This window comes from Streptomyces sp. MNU76, assembly GCF_020982545.1.
Taxonomy (GTDB): domain Bacteria; phylum Actinomycetota; class Actinomycetes; order Streptomycetales; family Streptomycetaceae; genus Streptomyces.
This window is the reverse complement of sequence record NZ_JAJKLK010000003.1, coordinates 1,053,468-1,070,254: the sequence shown is the minus strand read 5'-3', so window position 1 is coordinate 1,070,254 and position 16,787 is coordinate 1,053,468. Positions and strand designations below refer to the sequence as shown.

General features: G+C 71.3%; 11 protein-coding genes and 4 pseudogenes. 10 read left to right on the top strand and 5 right to left on the bottom strand.

The features are described from left to right. Positions 1 to 85 precede the first annotated feature (85 nt). Complete coding sequence (locus E4N62_RS11085) at positions 86 to 1,066, bottom strand: zinc-binding alcohol dehydrogenase (RefSeq protein ID WP_230213724.1); 981 nt, start codon at positions 1,064 to 1,066, stop codon at positions 86 to 88. 106 nt (positions 1,067 to 1,172) lie between these two features. Between E4N62_RS11085 and E4N62_RS11080 the strand changes: the two genes are divergently transcribed. Next, the gene (locus E4N62_RS11080) at positions 1,173 to 1,985 is read left to right on the top strand and encodes a CDP-alcohol phosphatidyltransferase family protein (RefSeq protein ID WP_230213723.1); all 813 of its coding nucleotides are present in this window, start codon (positions 1,173 to 1,175) and stop codon (positions 1,983 to 1,985) included. 135 nt (positions 1,986 to 2,120) lie between these two features. Here the strand turns inward: E4N62_RS11080 and E4N62_RS11075 are convergent. Next, positions 2,121 to 2,561, bottom strand: a pseudogene (locus E4N62_RS11075) (hypothetical protein); the annotation flags it as partial. On the opposite strand from E4N62_RS11075, the pseudogene E4N62_RS11070 reads away from it, so the two are divergent. Beyond that, a pseudogene (locus E4N62_RS11070) lies at positions 2,511 to 2,660 on the top strand (AraC family transcriptional regulator); the annotation flags it as partial. The pseudogenes E4N62_RS11075 and E4N62_RS11070 overlap by 51 nt on opposite strands. Here the strand turns inward: E4N62_RS11070 and E4N62_RS11065 are convergent. After that, positions 2,657 to 3,265, bottom strand: a complete 609-nt coding sequence (locus E4N62_RS11065) for a TetR/AcrR family transcriptional regulator (protein ID WP_230213722.1) — start codon at positions 3,263 to 3,265, stop codon at positions 2,657 to 2,659. The pseudogene E4N62_RS11070 and the gene E4N62_RS11065 sit on opposite strands and share 4 nt — an antisense overlap. A gap of 109 nt (positions 3,266 to 3,374) precedes the next feature. Here E4N62_RS11065 and E4N62_RS11060 point away from each other — a divergent pair, with 109 nt between their 5' ends. Then, positions 3,375 to 4,532: an acyl-CoA dehydrogenase family protein gene (locus E4N62_RS11060; RefSeq protein WP_230213721.1), complete on the top strand. Its 1,158-nt coding sequence runs from the start codon at positions 3,375 to 3,377 to the stop codon at positions 4,530 to 4,532. Between the two features lie 82 nt (positions 4,533 to 4,614). Here the strand turns inward: E4N62_RS11060 and E4N62_RS11055 are convergent, their stop codons facing one another. Further along, complete coding sequence (locus E4N62_RS11055) at positions 4,615 to 5,655, bottom strand: LacI family DNA-binding transcriptional regulator (protein WP_184901737.1); 1,041 nt, start codon at positions 5,653 to 5,655, stop codon at positions 4,615 to 4,617. A gap of 227 nt (positions 5,656 to 5,882) precedes the next feature. Between E4N62_RS11055 and E4N62_RS11050 the strand changes: the two genes are divergently transcribed. The 4 genes and pseudogenes from E4N62_RS11050 (at position 5,883) to E4N62_RS11035 (ending at position 11,214) form a co-directional block, all read left to right on the top strand. Beyond that, positions 5,883 to 6,644, top strand: coding sequence for an SDR family oxidoreductase (locus tag E4N62_RS11050; protein ID WP_230213720.1), 762 nt, complete (start codon positions 5,883 to 5,885; stop codon positions 6,642 to 6,644). Positions 6,645 to 6,723: 79 nt separating this feature from the next. Further along, positions 6,724 to 7,734, top strand: coding sequence for a Gfo/Idh/MocA family oxidoreductase (locus E4N62_RS11045; protein WP_230213719.1), 1,011 nt, complete (start codon positions 6,724 to 6,726; stop codon positions 7,732 to 7,734). A gap of 514 nt (positions 7,735 to 8,248) precedes the next feature. Continuing rightward, positions 8,249 to 8,815 (top strand): annotated as a pseudogene (locus E4N62_RS11040) (ABC transporter ATP-binding protein); the annotation flags it as partial. Between the two features lie 83 nt (positions 8,816 to 8,898). Further along, a complete protein-coding gene (locus E4N62_RS11035) occupies positions 8,899 to 11,214 on the top strand; it encodes an ABC transporter permease (protein ID WP_230214088.1) in 2,316 nt (771 codons plus the stop codon). Positions 11,215 to 11,398: 184 nt separating this feature from the next. Here E4N62_RS11035 and E4N62_RS11030 read toward each other — a convergent pair whose 3' ends face one another. Continuing rightward, entirely contained in the window at positions 11,399 to 12,757 is a 1,359-nt protein-coding gene (locus tag E4N62_RS11030) for an endonuclease domain-containing protein (protein ID WP_230213718.1), read from the bottom strand. 48 nt (positions 12,758 to 12,805) lie between these two features. On the opposite strand from E4N62_RS11030, the pseudogene E4N62_RS49330 reads away from it, so the two are divergent. The 3 genes and pseudogenes from E4N62_RS49330 to E4N62_RS11015 all read left to right on the top strand — a co-directional run. After that, a pseudogene (locus E4N62_RS49330) lies at positions 12,806 to 13,351 on the top strand (McrB family protein); the annotation flags it as partial. A 551-nt stretch (positions 13,352 to 13,902) separates the two neighbouring features. After that, positions 13,903 to 15,540 carry a hypothetical protein gene (locus tag E4N62_RS11020; RefSeq protein ID WP_230213716.1) on the top strand — a complete coding sequence of 546 codons (1,638 nt, stop codon included), beginning with the start codon at positions 13,903 to 13,905 and terminating at the stop codon, positions 15,538 to 15,540. A 236-nt stretch (positions 15,541 to 15,776) separates the two neighbouring features. Next, positions 15,777 to 16,745 (top strand): PASTA domain-containing protein, encoded by a 969-nt coding sequence (locus tag E4N62_RS11015; protein ID WP_230213715.1) that lies wholly within the window; start codon positions 15,777 to 15,779, stop codon positions 16,743 to 16,745. Positions 16,746 to 16,787 lie beyond the last annotated feature (42 nt).

Below are 16,787 nucleotides of genomic sequence, written 5' to 3'. Positions count from 1 at the left end.
AGCTTTCCGGTTTCTTCGGAGGTCAGCGTTCCGTTCGGGCAGTTCAGGGGCGGGTGGGGCGAACCGTAACACCAAGCTCAACGGCTCACTGGGCGTCGTAGCGCACCCGGTGGCACATCCCCGGGAGTTCTCCGCTTGCCAGCTTCGGCATGACCTCGGGGAGTTCCTCGAAGGCGCACTCCCCGGTGACGAGGGCGTCGAAGCGGGCGTCGGCGAGGAGTTCGAGGGCGAGCGCCAGCCGGTCCGCGTACGTCCGTCCGACGCGGGCCGCCGGGGAGACGGTTCCCACCTGGCTGCTGCGGATGGTGAGCCGGCGCGAGTGAAAGGCCTCGCCGAGCGGCAGCGCGATCCGGCGGTCGCCGTACCAACTCAGCTCGATGACCGTGCCCTCGGCGGCGAGGAGTTCGAGGGAGCGTACGAGGCCCTGTTCGCTGGCGCTGGCGTGTACGACGAGGTCGCACTCGCCCAGTGCCTCGTCGGGCAGGGCGAAGTCGACGCCGAGGGCGCGGGCGATGTCGGCTCGCGCCGGGTCCGCGTCGACGAGCTGGACGCGCACGCCCGGGTAGCGCGCGAGGAGCGCGGCGACCGAGCAGCCGACCATGCCACCGCCGACGACGGCGATCCGGTCCCCGATCAGGGGCGTGGCGTCCCACAGGGCGTTGACGGCGGTCTCCACGGTCCCGGCCAGGACGGCGCGCGCCGCCGGGACGGTCTCCGGCACGACGGTGACGGCGCTCACGGGAACGACGTAGCGGCTCTGGTGCGGATACAGGCAGAAGACGGTCCGGCCGACCAGTGCGTCGGGCCCCTCTTCCACCCGACCGACGCTGAGGTAGCCGTACTTCACGGGGGCGGGAAAGTCGCCCTCCTGGAAGGGCGCGCGCATGGTCGCGCGCTGGTTCTCGGGCACTCGGCCGTGGAACACGAGCGTCTCGGTGCCCCGGCTGACTCCTGAGTACAGCGCGCGGACCAGGACCTCGCCGTCGGCGGGTGCGGCGAGGGCCTCCTCACGGATCTCGCCGTGGCCGGGTGAGCGTAGCCAGAAGGCATTTGCTGTCGGTTTCATGTGCGTCTCCGTGAACGGTCGAGCGGTTCGCCACGTACGCAGCGGTGGGAGTCGCGGACACGGTACGCGGCGATGATCCACTTGTCACACGTTCGGAAGGTATGCGGTGGCCCTGATCAACACATACGACGGCCGGCTGTTGCTCTCGGAGACGACGGTGGGCGCGGGCGCCCAGGTGCTGCTCCTCGCCTTCCTGGGCACGGCGATCGGACTGGGCCCGGCGGGGTGGCTGACCGGGCTGGCCTTCGGGCTCGCCACCTGGGCGGTCCTCAACCGCGCCCTGCTGCGCACCCGGACCCGTACCTTCGGCCCCGCCAACCGCGTCACGCTCGGGCGGGCGGTACTCGTCGGCGCCGTCACCGCGCTGGTCGCCGACTCCTTCCAGAGCTCGCCGCCCGTCTCGCTCTTCGTCGGTCTGACGGCCGTCGCGCTGATCCTCGACGGCGTCGACGGCAAGGTGGCCCGCCGGACGGGGACGTCGACCGCGCTGGGCGCCCGCTTCGACATGGAGGTCGACGCGTTCCTGATCCTGGTGCTGAGTGTGTACGTCTCCATGTCGATGGGCCCGTGGGTGCTGCTGATCGGCCTCATGCGGTACGTGTTCGTGGCCGCCGCCAAGGTCGCCCCGTGGCTGAACAACTCGCTGCCGCACAGCATGGCCCGCAAGACCGTCGCCGCCGTCCAGGGTGTGTTCCTGCTGGTCGCCGCCTCCGGTCTGCTGCCGTACGCGGCGGGCTTCGGCCTGGTCGCGCTGGCACTGGGCTCGCTGCTCTGGTCGTTCGGGCGGGACGTCGTCTGGCTGTTCCGCAACCGTGAGGGCCTCGGTGAGCCGTTGGCCACGGTGACCGTGAACCAGACGGTGGCCATGGCCATGGAGACTTCCGTCGAGCGCCGGGCGGCCGAACTCGTCACGAGCTGACCCGTCCCCGGCGCTTCGAAGATTCAGCGGACCGCGAGGACGATCTTGCAGGTCGTCCGGTCGGTCTCCCCCCAGCGCGTGCGCCTCGGCCGCCTCGGCGAGGGGGAAGGTCGCGTCGACATGGGCCCGCAGCCTGCCTTCCTCGACGAGTCCGGCGATGGCCCGCATACCCCCTGGTCGGCTTCGACCAGCAGTTTCTCCAGCCGTACGCCCGGAGCGGCGGCCTTCTGGGCGTCCTCCCCCCCCGACCGGCAGGATCGAGACGAGGGTGCCGCCCGTACGCAGCACATCCAGGGAACGGGTGCGGACGTCCCCCGCGAGGGTGTCCAGCACGACGTCCACGTCCGTACCGCCTCGGCGAAGTCCGTGCTCCGGTCGTCGATCAGCTCGTCGGCCCCCAGGTCCCGCAGGAACTCGTGCGGGCCCGCGTCGGCCGTACGTCGGCGGTGTCGACGAGCGCCTGGTACGCGGTGAGCGCGGCCGGCGGCAGGGCGCCCGTCTGAACGTGGTCGACGGTCGACGGGCGAGATCGCGGGCCACGTCGGCTTCGCCACCGGCACGACGCTGCGGCAGCATCTGCACGCGGCCATCGGGGTGTCACCGCTGACGTACCGACGCACGTTCCGGGCACGGACGGAGGCCCCCACCGCGGTTGAGGCGCCCGCCGTGTCCTAGGAGGTCCGGGTGAGGCCCCGCAGGAGCAGGTCGGCGAGGTGGGCGTAGGCGCCGGCGTCGTCCAGGCCCGTCGCCGCGACCACCTGGCGCTGCTGGATGCGGACCATCACCGAGGTGATGACCTCGGCGGCGAAGGGCACATGGACCTCGCGGAACACACCGGCCGCCACGCCCTCGTCGATCAGCTGCTGGACCCGGGCGGCCGCGGCGCGGGTATTGCGCTCGTACACCTCGGCCGCGGGTTCGAACGCGGCCACGTCGTCGAAGAAGGTCGGCGAGACGGGCGCGAGTTCGGCGGCGACCGCGCCCAGGTAGGCGGCCAGCCGTCCGGCGGGATCGGGCTCGGCCTCCAGCGCGGCCTCCACCCGCGCGGTGGCGCCCCGGAAGAAGTGCACCACGACGGTGCGGACGAGCTGCTCCTTGCTGCCGGCCAGCCCGTACAGCGTGCGCTTGGAGCAGCGCAGCCGGGCGGCGAGGTCGTCCAGCGTGAACTGAGCGAAGCCCTCGGCGATCAGCAGGGCCACCAGATCCTCGAACAGCTCCGACCGGCGGGCCGCGCCGCGCCCGGTCAGCTTCGGGGCGCCCGCGGCTGAGGTCTCAGTCATTCGATCAGTATCCCAGGGCGACCATGCGCTCCATGAGCTCCATGCGCTACGCTAAACGGTACTGAAGTACCGGTTGAAGTACCGCTTCGCGAATCGGATGGAGTTCGACATGGCCGTCGACCGCATGCTGCCCACCGAGGAAGCGGAAGATCTGATCGCGCTCGTCCGCGACCTCGCCGACCGCGAGCTCGCCACTCGGGTCGAGCGGCACGAAAGCACCGAGGAGTACCCCGAGGGCCTGTTCGCCATCCTGAGCAAAGCCGGACTGCTCGGCCTGCCGTATCCGGAGGAGTACGGCGGCGGCTCCCAGCCGTACGAGGTCTACCTCCAGGTCCTGGAGGAACTGGCGGCCCGGTGGGCGGCCGTCGCCGTGGCCACCAGCGTGCACACCCTGGCCTGCCACCCGCTGAACGCCTTCGGCACCGAGGCCCAGAAGCAGCGCTGGCTGCCGGACATGCTGGGCGGCGAACTGGTCGGCGGTTACAGCCTCTCCGAACCGCAGGCCGGCTCCGACGCCGCGGCCCTCGCCTGCAAGGCGGAACGCACCGACGCCGGCTACCGCGTCACCGGCACCAAGGCCTGGATCACCCACGGTGGGAAGGCCGACTTCTACGCGCTGTTCGCCCGTGTCGCTCCCGGAGCCGACGCCGGGCCCGGAGCCGGCGGCATCTCCTGCTTTCTCGCCCCCGGTTCCGCCGAGGGCCTGTCCTTCGGCGTGCCGGAGCGGAAGATGGGCCTGCAGGGCATCCCGACCACCTCCGCCTACTGGGACGGAGCGCTGCTGGAGGCCGACCGGCTGATCGGCGCCGAGGGGCAGGGCCTGCAGATCGCGTTCAGCGCCCTCGACTCCGGCCGCCTGGGGATCGCCGCCTGCGCCACCGGTCTCGCGCAGGCCGCCCTGGACGCCGCCGTCGACTACGCCGGCGAGCGCACCACGTTCGGCCGGAAGATCATCGACCACCAGGGCCTGGCGTTCCTGCTCGCCGACATGGCCGCCGCCGTCGACTCCGCGCGCGCCACCTACCTGGACGCGGCCCGACGCCGCGACGCCGGTCTCCCCTTCGGACGACAGGCGAGCGTCGCCAAGCTCATCGCCACCGACGCCGCCATGAAGGTCACCACCGACGCGGTCCAGGTGCTCGGCGGCTACGGCTACACCCGCGACTTCCCGGTGGAGCGCTACATGCGGGAGGCGAAGATCATGCAGATATTCGAGGGCACCAACCAGATCCAACGCCTGGTCATCAGCCGCAGCCTGAGCCGCTGAGGCCGCAGGAGCCACCGGGGCCGCTGAAGCCGAGGAGCCGCAGGAGCGGCCGGGGCGTCGGCTCGTCGCGCGGCCGGCCGCGCTAACCGGTGACCGCGCCGGCCCCGGGCGGCATGTTGTACGGCGTCACCACCTGGATCGCCGAGGGAAGGAACGGCCCCTCGTCGGGCAGGGCCTGGTGGGCGCGCATGATCACCTGGCAGGCGCGGCGGACGTCCTGGCGGAGGTCGTGGTGGAGCACGGCGGAGAGCCGGTGCTCGCGCAGCAGCCGGGTGTTGTCGTGGTCGAGGTCGTGGGCGACGAAGACGTGCGGCTCACGGCCGAGCGCGGCGAAGGCGTCGAGCGTCGCGGTGTTGCCGCCGCCGATGGAGTAGACGGCGGCGATCCCCGGCTCCCGCTCCAGCGCGTCGAGGACGAGGTCCCGCTGGGTCGCGTCGAGGCCGTCGCTGTCGGTGACCTCCACCAGGGCCCGTCGCGGCGCGACCGCCCGCATCACCCCGCGGAACCCCATCTCGCGCTCCTCCTCGTTGCGGTAGAAGCTGCGGCTGAGCGTCACCAGCACGGCGCCCGGCCGGTCGCCGAGCCACTGCCGCAGCAGATACGCGGCGGTCGCCCCGGCGGCCCGGTTGTCTATGCCGACGTACGCGCCGCGCGGGCTGCTCGGCAGGTCGGTCACGAAGGTGACCACCGGGATCCCGGCCGCGACCAGACGTTCGACGGCGGCGGTGACCTCCGGTACGTCCGGCGCCTTGAGGATCACGCCCTGCGAGCCGCGCCGCCCGATCCGGTCGAGCACCCGCACCATCTCCGAGGCCGACCCCGTCTCCCGGAAGTGGAAACGGGAGCGCACGACCGCCGGGTGCAGGGACGGCAGCTCGGCCTCCAACGCCTCACGGACCGCCGTGGAGAACCGGTCCGGGGTCTGCATCACGATGTCGACCATGAACGTACGGCCGCCGATGCGCACCTGCGTCCGCTGCCGGTCCAGGTCCCGCACGGCCTGGTGGACCTCACGGGCGGTGCTCTCGCGCACCCCTCCCCGGCCGTTGAGGACCCGGTCGACCGTGGCCTGGCTGAGCCCGGCCTGCCGCGCGATCTCACGGATCGTGTAGGGGTGCGCCATGGGGGTGTGTCCTGGATCTCGATGGGGAGCCGGCGGTGAATCGGATGGGGGCCGGCGGTTCGGATGATGGGTTTTTGATGGTCCGCTGCGGGTTGTACGAGGGGCCCCGCGCCCCAAGACTGGCAGAGGCGAGGGCGCTGTGAAAGGCCGTACGAAACCGAGGCGACCGGAACCGCCCCAGGTCCTGGCACGGACCGCCCGAGCCGATCGAAAGGAAGCACCCCCAGATGGCACTACTGGAGGACAAGGTCGTCCTCGTCAACGGCGGCAGCCAGGGCGTCGGCGCGGGCGTCGTCCGCGCGGCCCTGCGCGAGGGCGCGACCGTCGCGTTCACGGGCCGCCGCGCCGAGGTCGGCGAGCGGCTCGCGGCGGACACCGGTGCCACCTTCGTGCGGGCCGACCTGACGGACCCCGCGCAGGTGCGCGGCGCCGTGGACCAGGTCGTCGCCGCGCACGGGCGGGTCGACAGCCTCGTGAACGCGGCCGGCCTGACCTCACGCGGCTCGCTCCTCGACACCTCGCCCGAACTGTTCGACGCACACATCGCGATCAACCTGCGCGCCCCCTTCTTCGCCATGCAGGCCGTGGTCGAACACCTGGTGGGCCGCTCGGCGCCGGGCACGATCGTCAACATCGGCTCCAACTGCGCGCACGGTGGACCGCCGAACCTGGCCCCCTACTCCGCCGCGAAGGCCGGCCTCGCGGGCCTCACCCGCAACGCCGCCCACGCCCACCGCTGGAACCGGATCCGGATCAACGACCTCAACATCGGCTGGACGGAGACCGAGGGCGAGGACGCGATCCAGCGCGAGTTCCACGACGCGGGCGACGACTGGCGGGAGCGGGCCGCCGCCGCCCTGCCGATGGGCAAGCTCGGCCAGGTCGACGAGATCGCCGACTTCGTGGTCTTCCTCCTGTCCGACCGCAGCGGCGTGGTCACCGGCTCGGTGATCGACTGGGACCAGAGCGTCCCGGGCGCCTCGGACTGACCCGCTCCCCACCCGCTCCCCACCTGCTCTCACCTGCTTCCCACCTGTTTGATCTGCACTTTCGAAAGGGACACTCGTCATGCGCATTGGCATCCTGGGGCTGGGCCGCATCGGCGCCTTCCACGCCGGGACTCTCGCCGGACTGGACGTCGTGGAGCAGCTGGTGGTCTCCGACCCGGTGGCCGCCGCGGCGCTGGCGGCCGGCGAGAAGTTCGGCGCCACCGTGGTCGATTCGCCCGAGGCGGTATTCGCCTCGGGGATCGACGGTGTCGTGATCACCGCCGCCACCGACGCGCACCCGGGGCTGATCCTGGCCGCCGTCGAGGCGGGTATCCCGGTGTTCTGCGAGAAGCCGGTGGCGAAGACGGTCGAGGAGAGCCTCACCGTGCTGCGTGCCGTGCGGGAGAGCGGCATCGAGGCGCAGATCGGCTTCAACCGCCGCTTCGACGCGGGCTGTGTGGCCGCCCGCGAGGCCGTCCTCAGCGGCGAGCTGGGCGCGCTGCACACCGTACGGTCGACCACCCTCGACCCCGCCCCGCCGCCGGCGGCCTATGTCGCGGTGTCGGGCGGCATCTTCCGCGACTGCGCGGTGCACGACTTCGACGTGGTGCGCTGGGTGACGGGCCGCGAGGTCGTCGAGGTGTACGCGACGGGCGCCAACAAGGGGGCGGAGTACATCAAGGAGGCGGGTGACGTCGACACGGCGTCCGCGCTCCTCACCTTCGACGACGGCACCATCGGCGTCATCTCCAACACCCGTCACAACGCCCGGGGGTACGACGTCCGCCTGGAGGTCCACGGCATGAAGGACAGCATCGCCGCCGGCCTCGACACCCAGCTCCCGCTGCGCTCCGCCGAGCCGGGTGTGACGTTCCCCGCCGGTCCCCCGCACACCTTCTTCATGGACCGCTTCGCCCCCGCCTACCGCGCCGAACTCACCGCGTTCACCGAGGTCGTCGCCGGCACCCGCACCTCCCCCTGCACGGTCGCGGACGCCCTGGAGGCCAGCTGGATCGCCGAGGCGGCGACCCTGTCGGTGGCCGAGCGCCGCCCGGTGCGGCTGGAGGAGGTACGCGCTTCGGCTTCCTAGGTTTCTCCCACGACAGCCACGAGGCGGAGAAGGCCCCGGGGCCTTCTCCGCCTCGTCCGTGCGCGTCTCTGTCGAGCCCTGCCGATGCGGCGCCGCACGCCCCCTGCCACACGTCGGGGGTGAATGATGGAGGCCGGAACCTCTCCCCGACCGGGCAAGTCCCGCCCGACCATCAGCGCCTACCGCCTCGATGACGACGGGCGCCGGGTCGGCGTGGCGGAGCCGACCGCGTACGCCCCCGGCACGGGCTCGTTCCCGACGGTGCCCTCGCGTGTCCCCCGTGCCGCTGCCCACGCTGCCTGGCCGGCCACGGACCACGCGCTCGGTGGCGGCTCCCGCAGACGGCCCGTGGACGGCGCCCACCTGCGAGGCACGCCCACACGTAAGCCGGTCGACCAGTCGGCCGAGGTGTTCACAGGTGCGGGTCTACACACTGCGTATACATGGGGTGTATACGCAGTGTGTATAGTGCTCGGCATGTCCATTGGTCTTACGCTGTTAGGGCTCCTGGAGTCCGGCCCCGTCACGCAAGTCGACCCTCCTGCACTGCCTCGCCGGCATCGTGACACCCGACTCGGGCTCGATCACGTACAACGGCCGTGAGATGGCCACGATGAACGACTCCCAGCGCAGTGCGCTGCGACGTTCCGAGTTCGGCTTCGTCTTCCAGTTCGGCCAGTTGGTGCCGGAGCTGACCTGCGTCGAGAACGTGGCGCTGCCGCTGCGGCTGAACGGCTCCTCCCGCACGGAGGCCGAGCGCACCGCCCTGGCGTGGATGGAGCGCCTGGAGGTCGACGACCTCAAGGGCAAGCGGCCCGGCGAGGTCTCCGGCGGCCAGGGCCAGCGCGTCGCCGTGGCCCGCTCCCTGGTCACCGGCCCGCGGGTGCTGTTCGCCGACGAGCCCACCGGCGCCCTCGACTCGCTCAACGGCGAGCGCGTGATGGAGCTGCTCACCGACGCCGCCCGGTCCGCCAACGCGGCCGTCGTCCTCGTCACGCACGAGATCGGGGTGGCCGCGTACTCGGACCGCGAGATCGTCGTACGGGACGGCAAGTCCCGGAACATGGAGCGCGCCGTATGACCACCCGCACCTCGCCCACCGCCGCCCGGCCCGGGACTCCCCCGCGACCCGACTCCTCGGGAGATCCCCGCCACGACACCCCCATGCTGCGGCAGTGGTCCGCAGACCTGACCATGGGCGTCAGGTTCGCGTTCACCGGAGGCCGGGAGGGCTGGATACGTCTCCTGCTGACCGGCGTCGGCGTGGGTCTCGGCGTGGCACTGCTGCTGCTCACCACCGCCATCCCGAACGCGATGCAGACACGGGAGGACCGCGAGTACGCGCGCCTGGCCTTCGCGATGGGCGGGCGCGAGCCGGCCAAGGCCGACAACACGCTGCTCGTCGCGGAAGTCTCCACCGAGTTCCGCGGCCGGAATGTCCTCGGCCGTCAGCTGGAGCCCGAGGGCCTGCGGGCGCCACTGCCGCCCGGGATCAAGAAGTTCCCCGCGCCGGGTGAGATGTTCGTGTCCCCCGCGCTGAAGGAACTGCTGGAGTCCAAGGACGCCGAGCTGCTGCGCGAACGGCTGCCGTACCGCGTCACCGGCAGCATCGGGGAGAGCGGCCTGATCGGCTCGGCCGAACTCGCCTACTACACCGGCGGCCGGAACCTGGCCAAGTACCACGACTCCTCCGGCGTCTCGCGCATCGACGCCTTCAACGTGCACAAGCCGCCCTCGAAGGAGCAGGACCCGGTCCTTCTCCTGCTCGTCCTCACGGTCTTCGTGGTGCTGCTGATGCCGGTCGGGGTGTTCATCGCGGCGGCCGTACGCTTCGGCGGCGAGCGGCGCGACCGCAGACTCGCCGCGCTGCGGCTGGTCGGCGCCGACGGCCGGATGACCCGCCGGATCGCCGCCGGAGAGGCACTCGCCGGAGCCTTCCTCGGACTGCTCTTCGGCATCGGCTTCTTCCTGGTCGGCCGCCAGATCGCCGGCTCCGTCGAACTCTTCGAGATCAGCGTCTTCCCGGGCTACCTCGACCCGGCGCCCGTACTCGCCGTCCTGGTCGCCGTCGCGGTCCCGGCCGCCGCGGTGGTGGTGACGCTGCTCGCCCTGCGCGGAGTGGTCATCGAACCGCTCGGCGTGGTGCGTATGGCCAAACCCGCACGACGCCGACTGTGGTGGCGGCTGCTCCTTCCGCTCGGCGGCCTCGGCCTGCTCACGCGGATGATCGGCAAGGGCAACAACAACGGCGAATTCAACGAGTTCATGGTGGCCGGCGGTGTCATCCTGCTCCTCGTCGGCATCACCGCGCTGCTGCCATGGGTCGTGGAAGCCGTCGTGGCCCGCCTGAACTCGGGCCCGGTCTCCTGGCAACTGGCCGTACGCAGACTGCAGTTGAGCAGCGGCACCGCCGCCCGCATGGTCAACGGCATCGCGGTGGCGGTGGCCGGCGCGATCGCCCTGCAGATGCTGTTCGCCGGCGTCCAGGACGACTACACGAAGCCCACCGGCCAGGATCTCACGCGCGCCCAGATGGAGCTGTCCGTGCCGAAGAACATCCCCATCGCGGACACCCGGCAGAAGCTCACCGGCACCCGCGGTGTGCGCGGCGCCGTCGCCCTGTCGGACACCTGGCTGGGCGACCGCGCCAAGGACCCCGAAGCGACCGCCGGGGTCACCGTCGGCGACTGCGCCGACCTGCGCGAAGTGGCGAAACTGCCCTCGTGCCGCGAGGGCGATGTCTTCGCCTTGCACGGTACCGAACCGGAGCTTGCCGAACCCGGCCGGAAGCTCGTCCTCGACCCCTCCCTCGACGGCGACCCCCATGGTGCGCAGGTGCCCTGGACAGTGCCGCGGGACATCAGGAAGGCCGAGCCGCGCACCGACCCGACGGGCTGGGAGCGGGAGGGTTTCCTCATGACCACGAGCGCGCTGCCCACCGCCGCGGCCGAGACCGCCCGCGGGCTGATCTACCTCAAGCTCGACATGGCGGTCCCTGACGTCAGCGAGATCGTGCGCAACGCCACGGTGAAGATCGACCCGCTCGCGGTGCCCAGGATGTTCACGGAGGGTGAGCGTACCGCTGAGTTCGACTCCATCCGCACCGGGCTGTTCGCCGGCGCGGCCTGTGTCCTCGCGCTGATCGGGGCGAGCCTGCTGGTCTCCCATCTGGAGCAACTGCGCGAACGCAGGAAACTGCTCTCCTCGCTGATCGCCTTCGGCACGCGGCGCCGCACACTGGCCCTGTCGGTCCTGTGGCAGACCGCGATCCCGGTCGCCCTGGGCCTGCTCCTCGCCACGATGGTGGGCCTCACCCTGGGCTCCGTCCTGCTGAGAATGACGGACACCGCGGTGGCGGTGGACTGGCTGAGCGTCCTGGCGATGACGGGCATCGGCGCGGCGGTGGTCCTGGTGGTGACAGCCCTCAGCGTCCCCCCGCTCCTTCGCCTGATGCGCCCGGACGGCCTCCGCACGGAGTAGCACGGACGCCCGTCAGGAACGCGGGAACGGGGACCGGAGAACGGGGAGCGGGGAACGGTGCGTTCAGCTCCGGCCCGCCTTCCTGATCGGCGCCGACCAGGCCGGGGCCACCTCATGGTCGACGGAATGCCCCTGGCCGGTGGCTACGGGGTGACGCCGGGGTGTCGGGTCTGCCGGTGCCCGGTCAGAACAGTGCCAAGCCCTCGCCGCTGGTGTCCGCGATGACCGGCCGGGACTGGGCGGGGAGGCCGTCCACGCGGTCGGGACCGGCCGCGGCGGCCACGGCGGGGGCCGTCTCGGTCAACCAGACGCGGAACCGCTCGACGGCTTCGCGGTAGGGGACCCGCGCCAGGACACGGTGCTCGCCGGAGGGGCAGCAGTCGACGGCGACCGTGAGCAGGCAGGAACGGGGCGTGTTCTGACTGCCCGTCCAGGACACGCGCAGGACACCGCACGGCGTGCGCCCGCGGGGGGCTCGGTGGGTGGGGCGCAGCGATCGGCAGGCTGTGTGGGCGGTCCACGCGGCGAGGTGCGGCAGGGGCAGGGTGGTGCGGGCGCGGCACCCGGGGCAGCGGTGCCAGTGGCGGAGCCAGGCGTCGGTGTCGGTGTGGAAGAGGCGGGTGTAGCGGTTCGCCACGCGGATGTCGTTGCTGTACAGGTGGTCGGGACGTTCGAGTGTGTTGCAGGACTGGCAGACGGGGGCGCGGACGTAGCCGTGTTCGTGGCAGTGGTCGAGGACCGCGGCGGGCGCGGTGCGGCAGACGGCGCACGCCCACCCGGCCACCTTGCGGGAGGTACCCGGCTTCTTGCTGAGCACCGAGTACAGCTGGCCTTCCAGTTCCGCGTTGTACGGGCGCGGTGCGGCGGTGGGTCCTCGGGGCTCGTCGCCTGCCGACCCTCGACGTCTCGCCGACCGTCGGCGTCCCGGCCCGCCGGGGTGGGCGGGCGGCTCGGTGGCGGCTGTGCCTGCCCGGCGGGTCCGCGAGGCTTGCGCCCACCGCGCTTCGGCGTGCTCGGCCGCGTCGAGCAGCCTGACCACGGCGCGCGGCAGCCACCACGTCCGCTGCGTCCCGTCGCGGGTCTGCTCCACGAGCATCTGTCGCCAGTCGATCCCCGCCAGATGGTACGAGCGGCCGACGTCACGTCGTGCCGCCCTCTCGGGGCCGCCCGGCTCACGCAGTTCACCCGTGATGCGCCGGCGCCAACGCAGCGGCGTCTCCTCGTCGACCTCTTCCCTCGGCGCCCCCCGAAACGGACCGATGCGGACCAGGTCCCGCCGGTCCACCCCCACCGCGTTCAGCTCCGCGGCCGCCCGGCGCACCTCACCCTCCGGGACACTCCACTGACCGCCGCTCATCCTCACCGTCGCCACCACATGGCCGCCGAGCAGGACGTACCCCACCCGGGCATGGGCAGGAGAGCAGGTGAATGCCCCAGCAGCCGTCGGCACAGCACTGCCGGCCGTCAGATCGACCCACAGAGCGTCCGCGGCACCGAGGGTGATCAGGCCGTCCGTGCGACCGGGCATGACACGCTCCGACATACCGACAGGCTAACGGCGCCGACGCGGCAACGCGCGCTGCCCGAGGACGTGCAGGTCGTACTGGACGCGCTGGAGCGCAAGGGTCAGGTGATCCTGCACGGGCCGCCCGGTACGGGCAAGACCCGGCTCGCGCTCGGCGCCGCCCTCGCCCTGGACGGACGCGCGGACGCTCTCGGCGCCGACACCGGTCAACGTGCCGCGGCGCAGGCCGACATGCTGCACGGCGACCGCGTCCGCCTGGTCACCTTCCATCCCTCCCACGGCTACGAGGACTTCGTCGAGGGCTTCAAGCCGGACCTGAGCGCCACCGGCCCGGGGCTCACCCTCACTCTCACGGACGGCCTGTTCCACAGCCTGTGCAACCGGGCCGCCGCCCATCCCGACCAGACGTTCCTGCTGGTCGTCGACGAGATCAACCGCGGTGACCTGCCTCGGATCTTCGGCGAGTTGATCACGCTCCTCGAACTCGACAAGCGGAACCTGCCGGTCGCCCTGCCCGTCAGCAAGCGCCGCTTCTCCGTACCGCCGAACGTCCGGGTCATCGGCACGATGAACACCGCCGACCGGAGCATCAGCCACCTGGACGCCGCGGTTCGCCGCCGCTTCGCCTTCCTGCCCGTGGGCCCGGACCCGGACGCGGTCTCCGGGACGGTCGGCCCTCTGGACCTGGCCGCGTTCTTCGAGTCCCTCAACACCCGTATCGCGCGCCATCTCGACGCCGACCACCAGATCGGACACGCCAACCTGCTGCGCGACGGTGAGCGCCTGGATCGGCTCAGTACTGCGCTGACCACGTCACGCCCCCGGTCGGTGACGGCCACCGCGGGCGATGCCGTACTGCGGGACCGTCGGCTCGTCGGAGCGGCGGCCGAGCACAGTTCCTCCCCTGCGGGACACTCGAACACACGTACACACCTTCACCGCCCAGCAATCCACGCAAGTCCGTTGACGACGCTAACAAGCTTCCGTCATGCTCGGATTGCCAACGGCTCACCGGCCTCTCGCGTCACCTCGGGGCACGCCCGCCGCAGCCACCAGAGCGCCCAAGGGAGCGTAGCCATGAACGACACCAGGCTCCGTGACCTGCTCTGACCGCCGTCACGCCCGAAGACGCCGCCGTTCCCGTTCACGTGAGGAGCAGCACCATGGACACCCGCCGCTACCGCATGGTGGTCACCAGTCGGACCGACTACGTGCGGACCGGTGCTCTGGTCGATGAGCAGCTGCGCCACTGGCTCGCCGGACCACCCAAGCGGTACAACGTCGACGCGTTCGCCGAGGGCCGCAACGAGATAGCCCGCGGAGTCACCCTCGACCACGACTCCGTCACGGCTGCCACCGGCACCTACGGACGATGGCGGCTCCGGGAGACCGCGCCCGGCGGCACCTGGCAGACCACCGTCGTGACGCGGCAGATCGCCGACGAGCCGACCTGGGTCCAACTCGACGTCGAGCACCTCCCCGACGACGCCGACGACGCCCCCGTGCCCGCCAAGACACCCCGGCTCGCGAAGCACCTGCTGGAGGCACTCGACGCGCACGACGGTCTGGCGGACGTGACGGCCATACCCCAAGTCGTCGAGGCGGAGGACGTCGAGGCGGTGATAGACGAACTGTGCGACGCCGACCGGCGCCTTCCCATCGTCATGGCGAGCACACCGTACGACGTCGACTTCGACGCCTGGCTGGAGGAGACCGTCGACCCTCTCGTCCGTCCCCTGGTGGGGCTGGCGATCCTTTACGTACTCACCCCGGGAGCCGAGTCTGTCTTCAACCGGGCGTTGGAGCACCACCGCGTGTACAACGGAGGGGTCCGCACCTACCTGCCCGGCGTCGACCCGGCCTGGCCCGCCGACGGCCAGCGGCACCGTGTGATGTCGAAGCGGCTGATCACCGAGAACCCCCGGCTCGCCACACGCCTGCTGAACCAACTTCCTCAGGGACTCGCCACCCGCCTGCCCCTGCCCGACGCCCTGGATTCCGTGCCGCTCATGCGCACTCGGGCCAGGGACGGGGTCGGAGCCTCCGAGCAGGAACGGTTGCGCGACGAGAACGACGCCCTGCACGAGATCCTGGAAGAGGCGGCGCGCGAACAGCGGGTCAGAGCCGACGAGATCCGTGACCTCAAGCGGGAACTGCGTCAGGCGGAGGACAACGAGGCACAGGTCGTCGTCGACTACGACGAGCAGTACAAGGAACTCCATCGAGCCAAGGCACAGATACGGGAACTGCAGAGAGAACTCCTGAAACTGGGCGCCTCCGAGCAGGCGTACATACCGGTGGACCCCTCGGTGAACGCGCCCACGTCCTTCGCCGAGATCCTGGACCGGATGGACGGCATGCGACGCGTCCACTTCAGCGGCCGACGCAAGTACTCCCTGGAACTCGACGACCAGGCCTACGGGTCGTCCTGGGTCCGAATGGCCTGGGACGCACTGCTGGCGCTCCAGGACTTCGCGGAAGCCGTCGCGAGCGGCAGGGCGAACAGCGACTTCAAGCAGTGGTGTGCGGACGCGCCCGAGGGAGCGCACGTCATCTCACCCCGCAAGATCGTCAGGGACGAATCGAAGTCCGTGAAAACGAACGGCGACTGGAGTCGGGCACGCACGTTCCCCGTGCCCCGCCACGTCCATCCGGCCGGCAAGGTCTTCATGGGGGCCCACCTGCGGATCGGCGGAGGCAACACCGTCGCGCCGCGCCTGCACTACTACGACGGCTCCTGTACCGATCACGGAATCTACGTCGGCTACATGGGTCCGCATCTGACCAACACCCTGACCTGAGAGCCCCCGCACAACGATCGCCGGACCGCAGCCCGCCAGTCCGGATCCAGACGACACAAGTCCGGGACCGGACCGGTCCGTACCCGAGGAGCACTGCGCCACGTGAACCCTTACAACTCACCTGCCCCGCCCGCCCTTGGTGGCGCACCACCCCGCCGTGCTCGGCATCCCTCGCCCTCGTCGCGCTGCTCGGCGCGTTCAGCTTCGGGCTCGGCTTCGTCGCGATGATCGCCGCCATGGTGGCGGTCTGGGTGCTGCCGAAGTGGCGCTGGTTCGCCAAACTGGGCGCGACGTTCGGAGCCTTCGTGCTGCTGTCGGTCGGCGCGGGGCTGGGCGGGCAGCTCGACGAGAGTGCCTCGAAGCAGCCCGAGGCCAAGGCACGGGACGACGGCGGGGTGAGCGTCGAGACCGCCTCGTCCCCGACCCCGTCCCCGGCGAAGGTCGTCAGGGCCGCCGACTACACCGGGAAGCCACTGAACGAGGCGGAGAAGCTGGCACGTTCCGCAGGCTTCACGACCGCACGCCACGACGCGGCCGAGGACGACCGCTCGATCATCATGCGGTCCCTGTGGACGGTGTGTTTCCAGAAAGCCGACACAGCCGCGAGGAGCATCGACTTCGCGGCCGTCAAGAGCGGCGAACCCTGCCCCGAGAAGGACGGCGGCCCGCTCCCGTGGCCGAAGATGCCGGACGTGGTCGGCGCCACCTACACCTCGGCCACCAAGGATCTGAAGCAGGCCGGCATCGATCTCGACGGCGTCACGCTCGACGACGTGTACCTCGACATCGACACACCCACCGCCGAGGAGGCCGCCGAGGACGGCGACGAGTGGCGGGTGTGCTTCCAGTCCCCGGACGAGGGAACCAAGGTCACCTCCACCTCCACGGTCGGCCTCGACCTGGGCCGGTGGACCGACGCCGACCTCGTCCAGGACTGCCCGAAGGCGAAGGACACGACCTACAAGATCCCGGCCAACGATCCCGACTACGAGAGCGACAACAGCACCAGCGAGGACAACGGTTCGACAGACGGCAGTTCCTCGTCCTCTTCCTCGTCCGGCGGCTCCACCGGCGGCGGCAGCGTCGGCACGGTCCACCCCGGCTCGTTCTGTTCTCCGCAGGGAGCGACCGGCGTCACCAAGGCGGGAACCCCCATGGTCTGCGGCCCCGGCTCCGACGGCCGCAACCGCTGGCGCTCCTCCTGACCCTCCACAGCCTCGGTCGATCCCAGCTGGTCAGTCCGACGT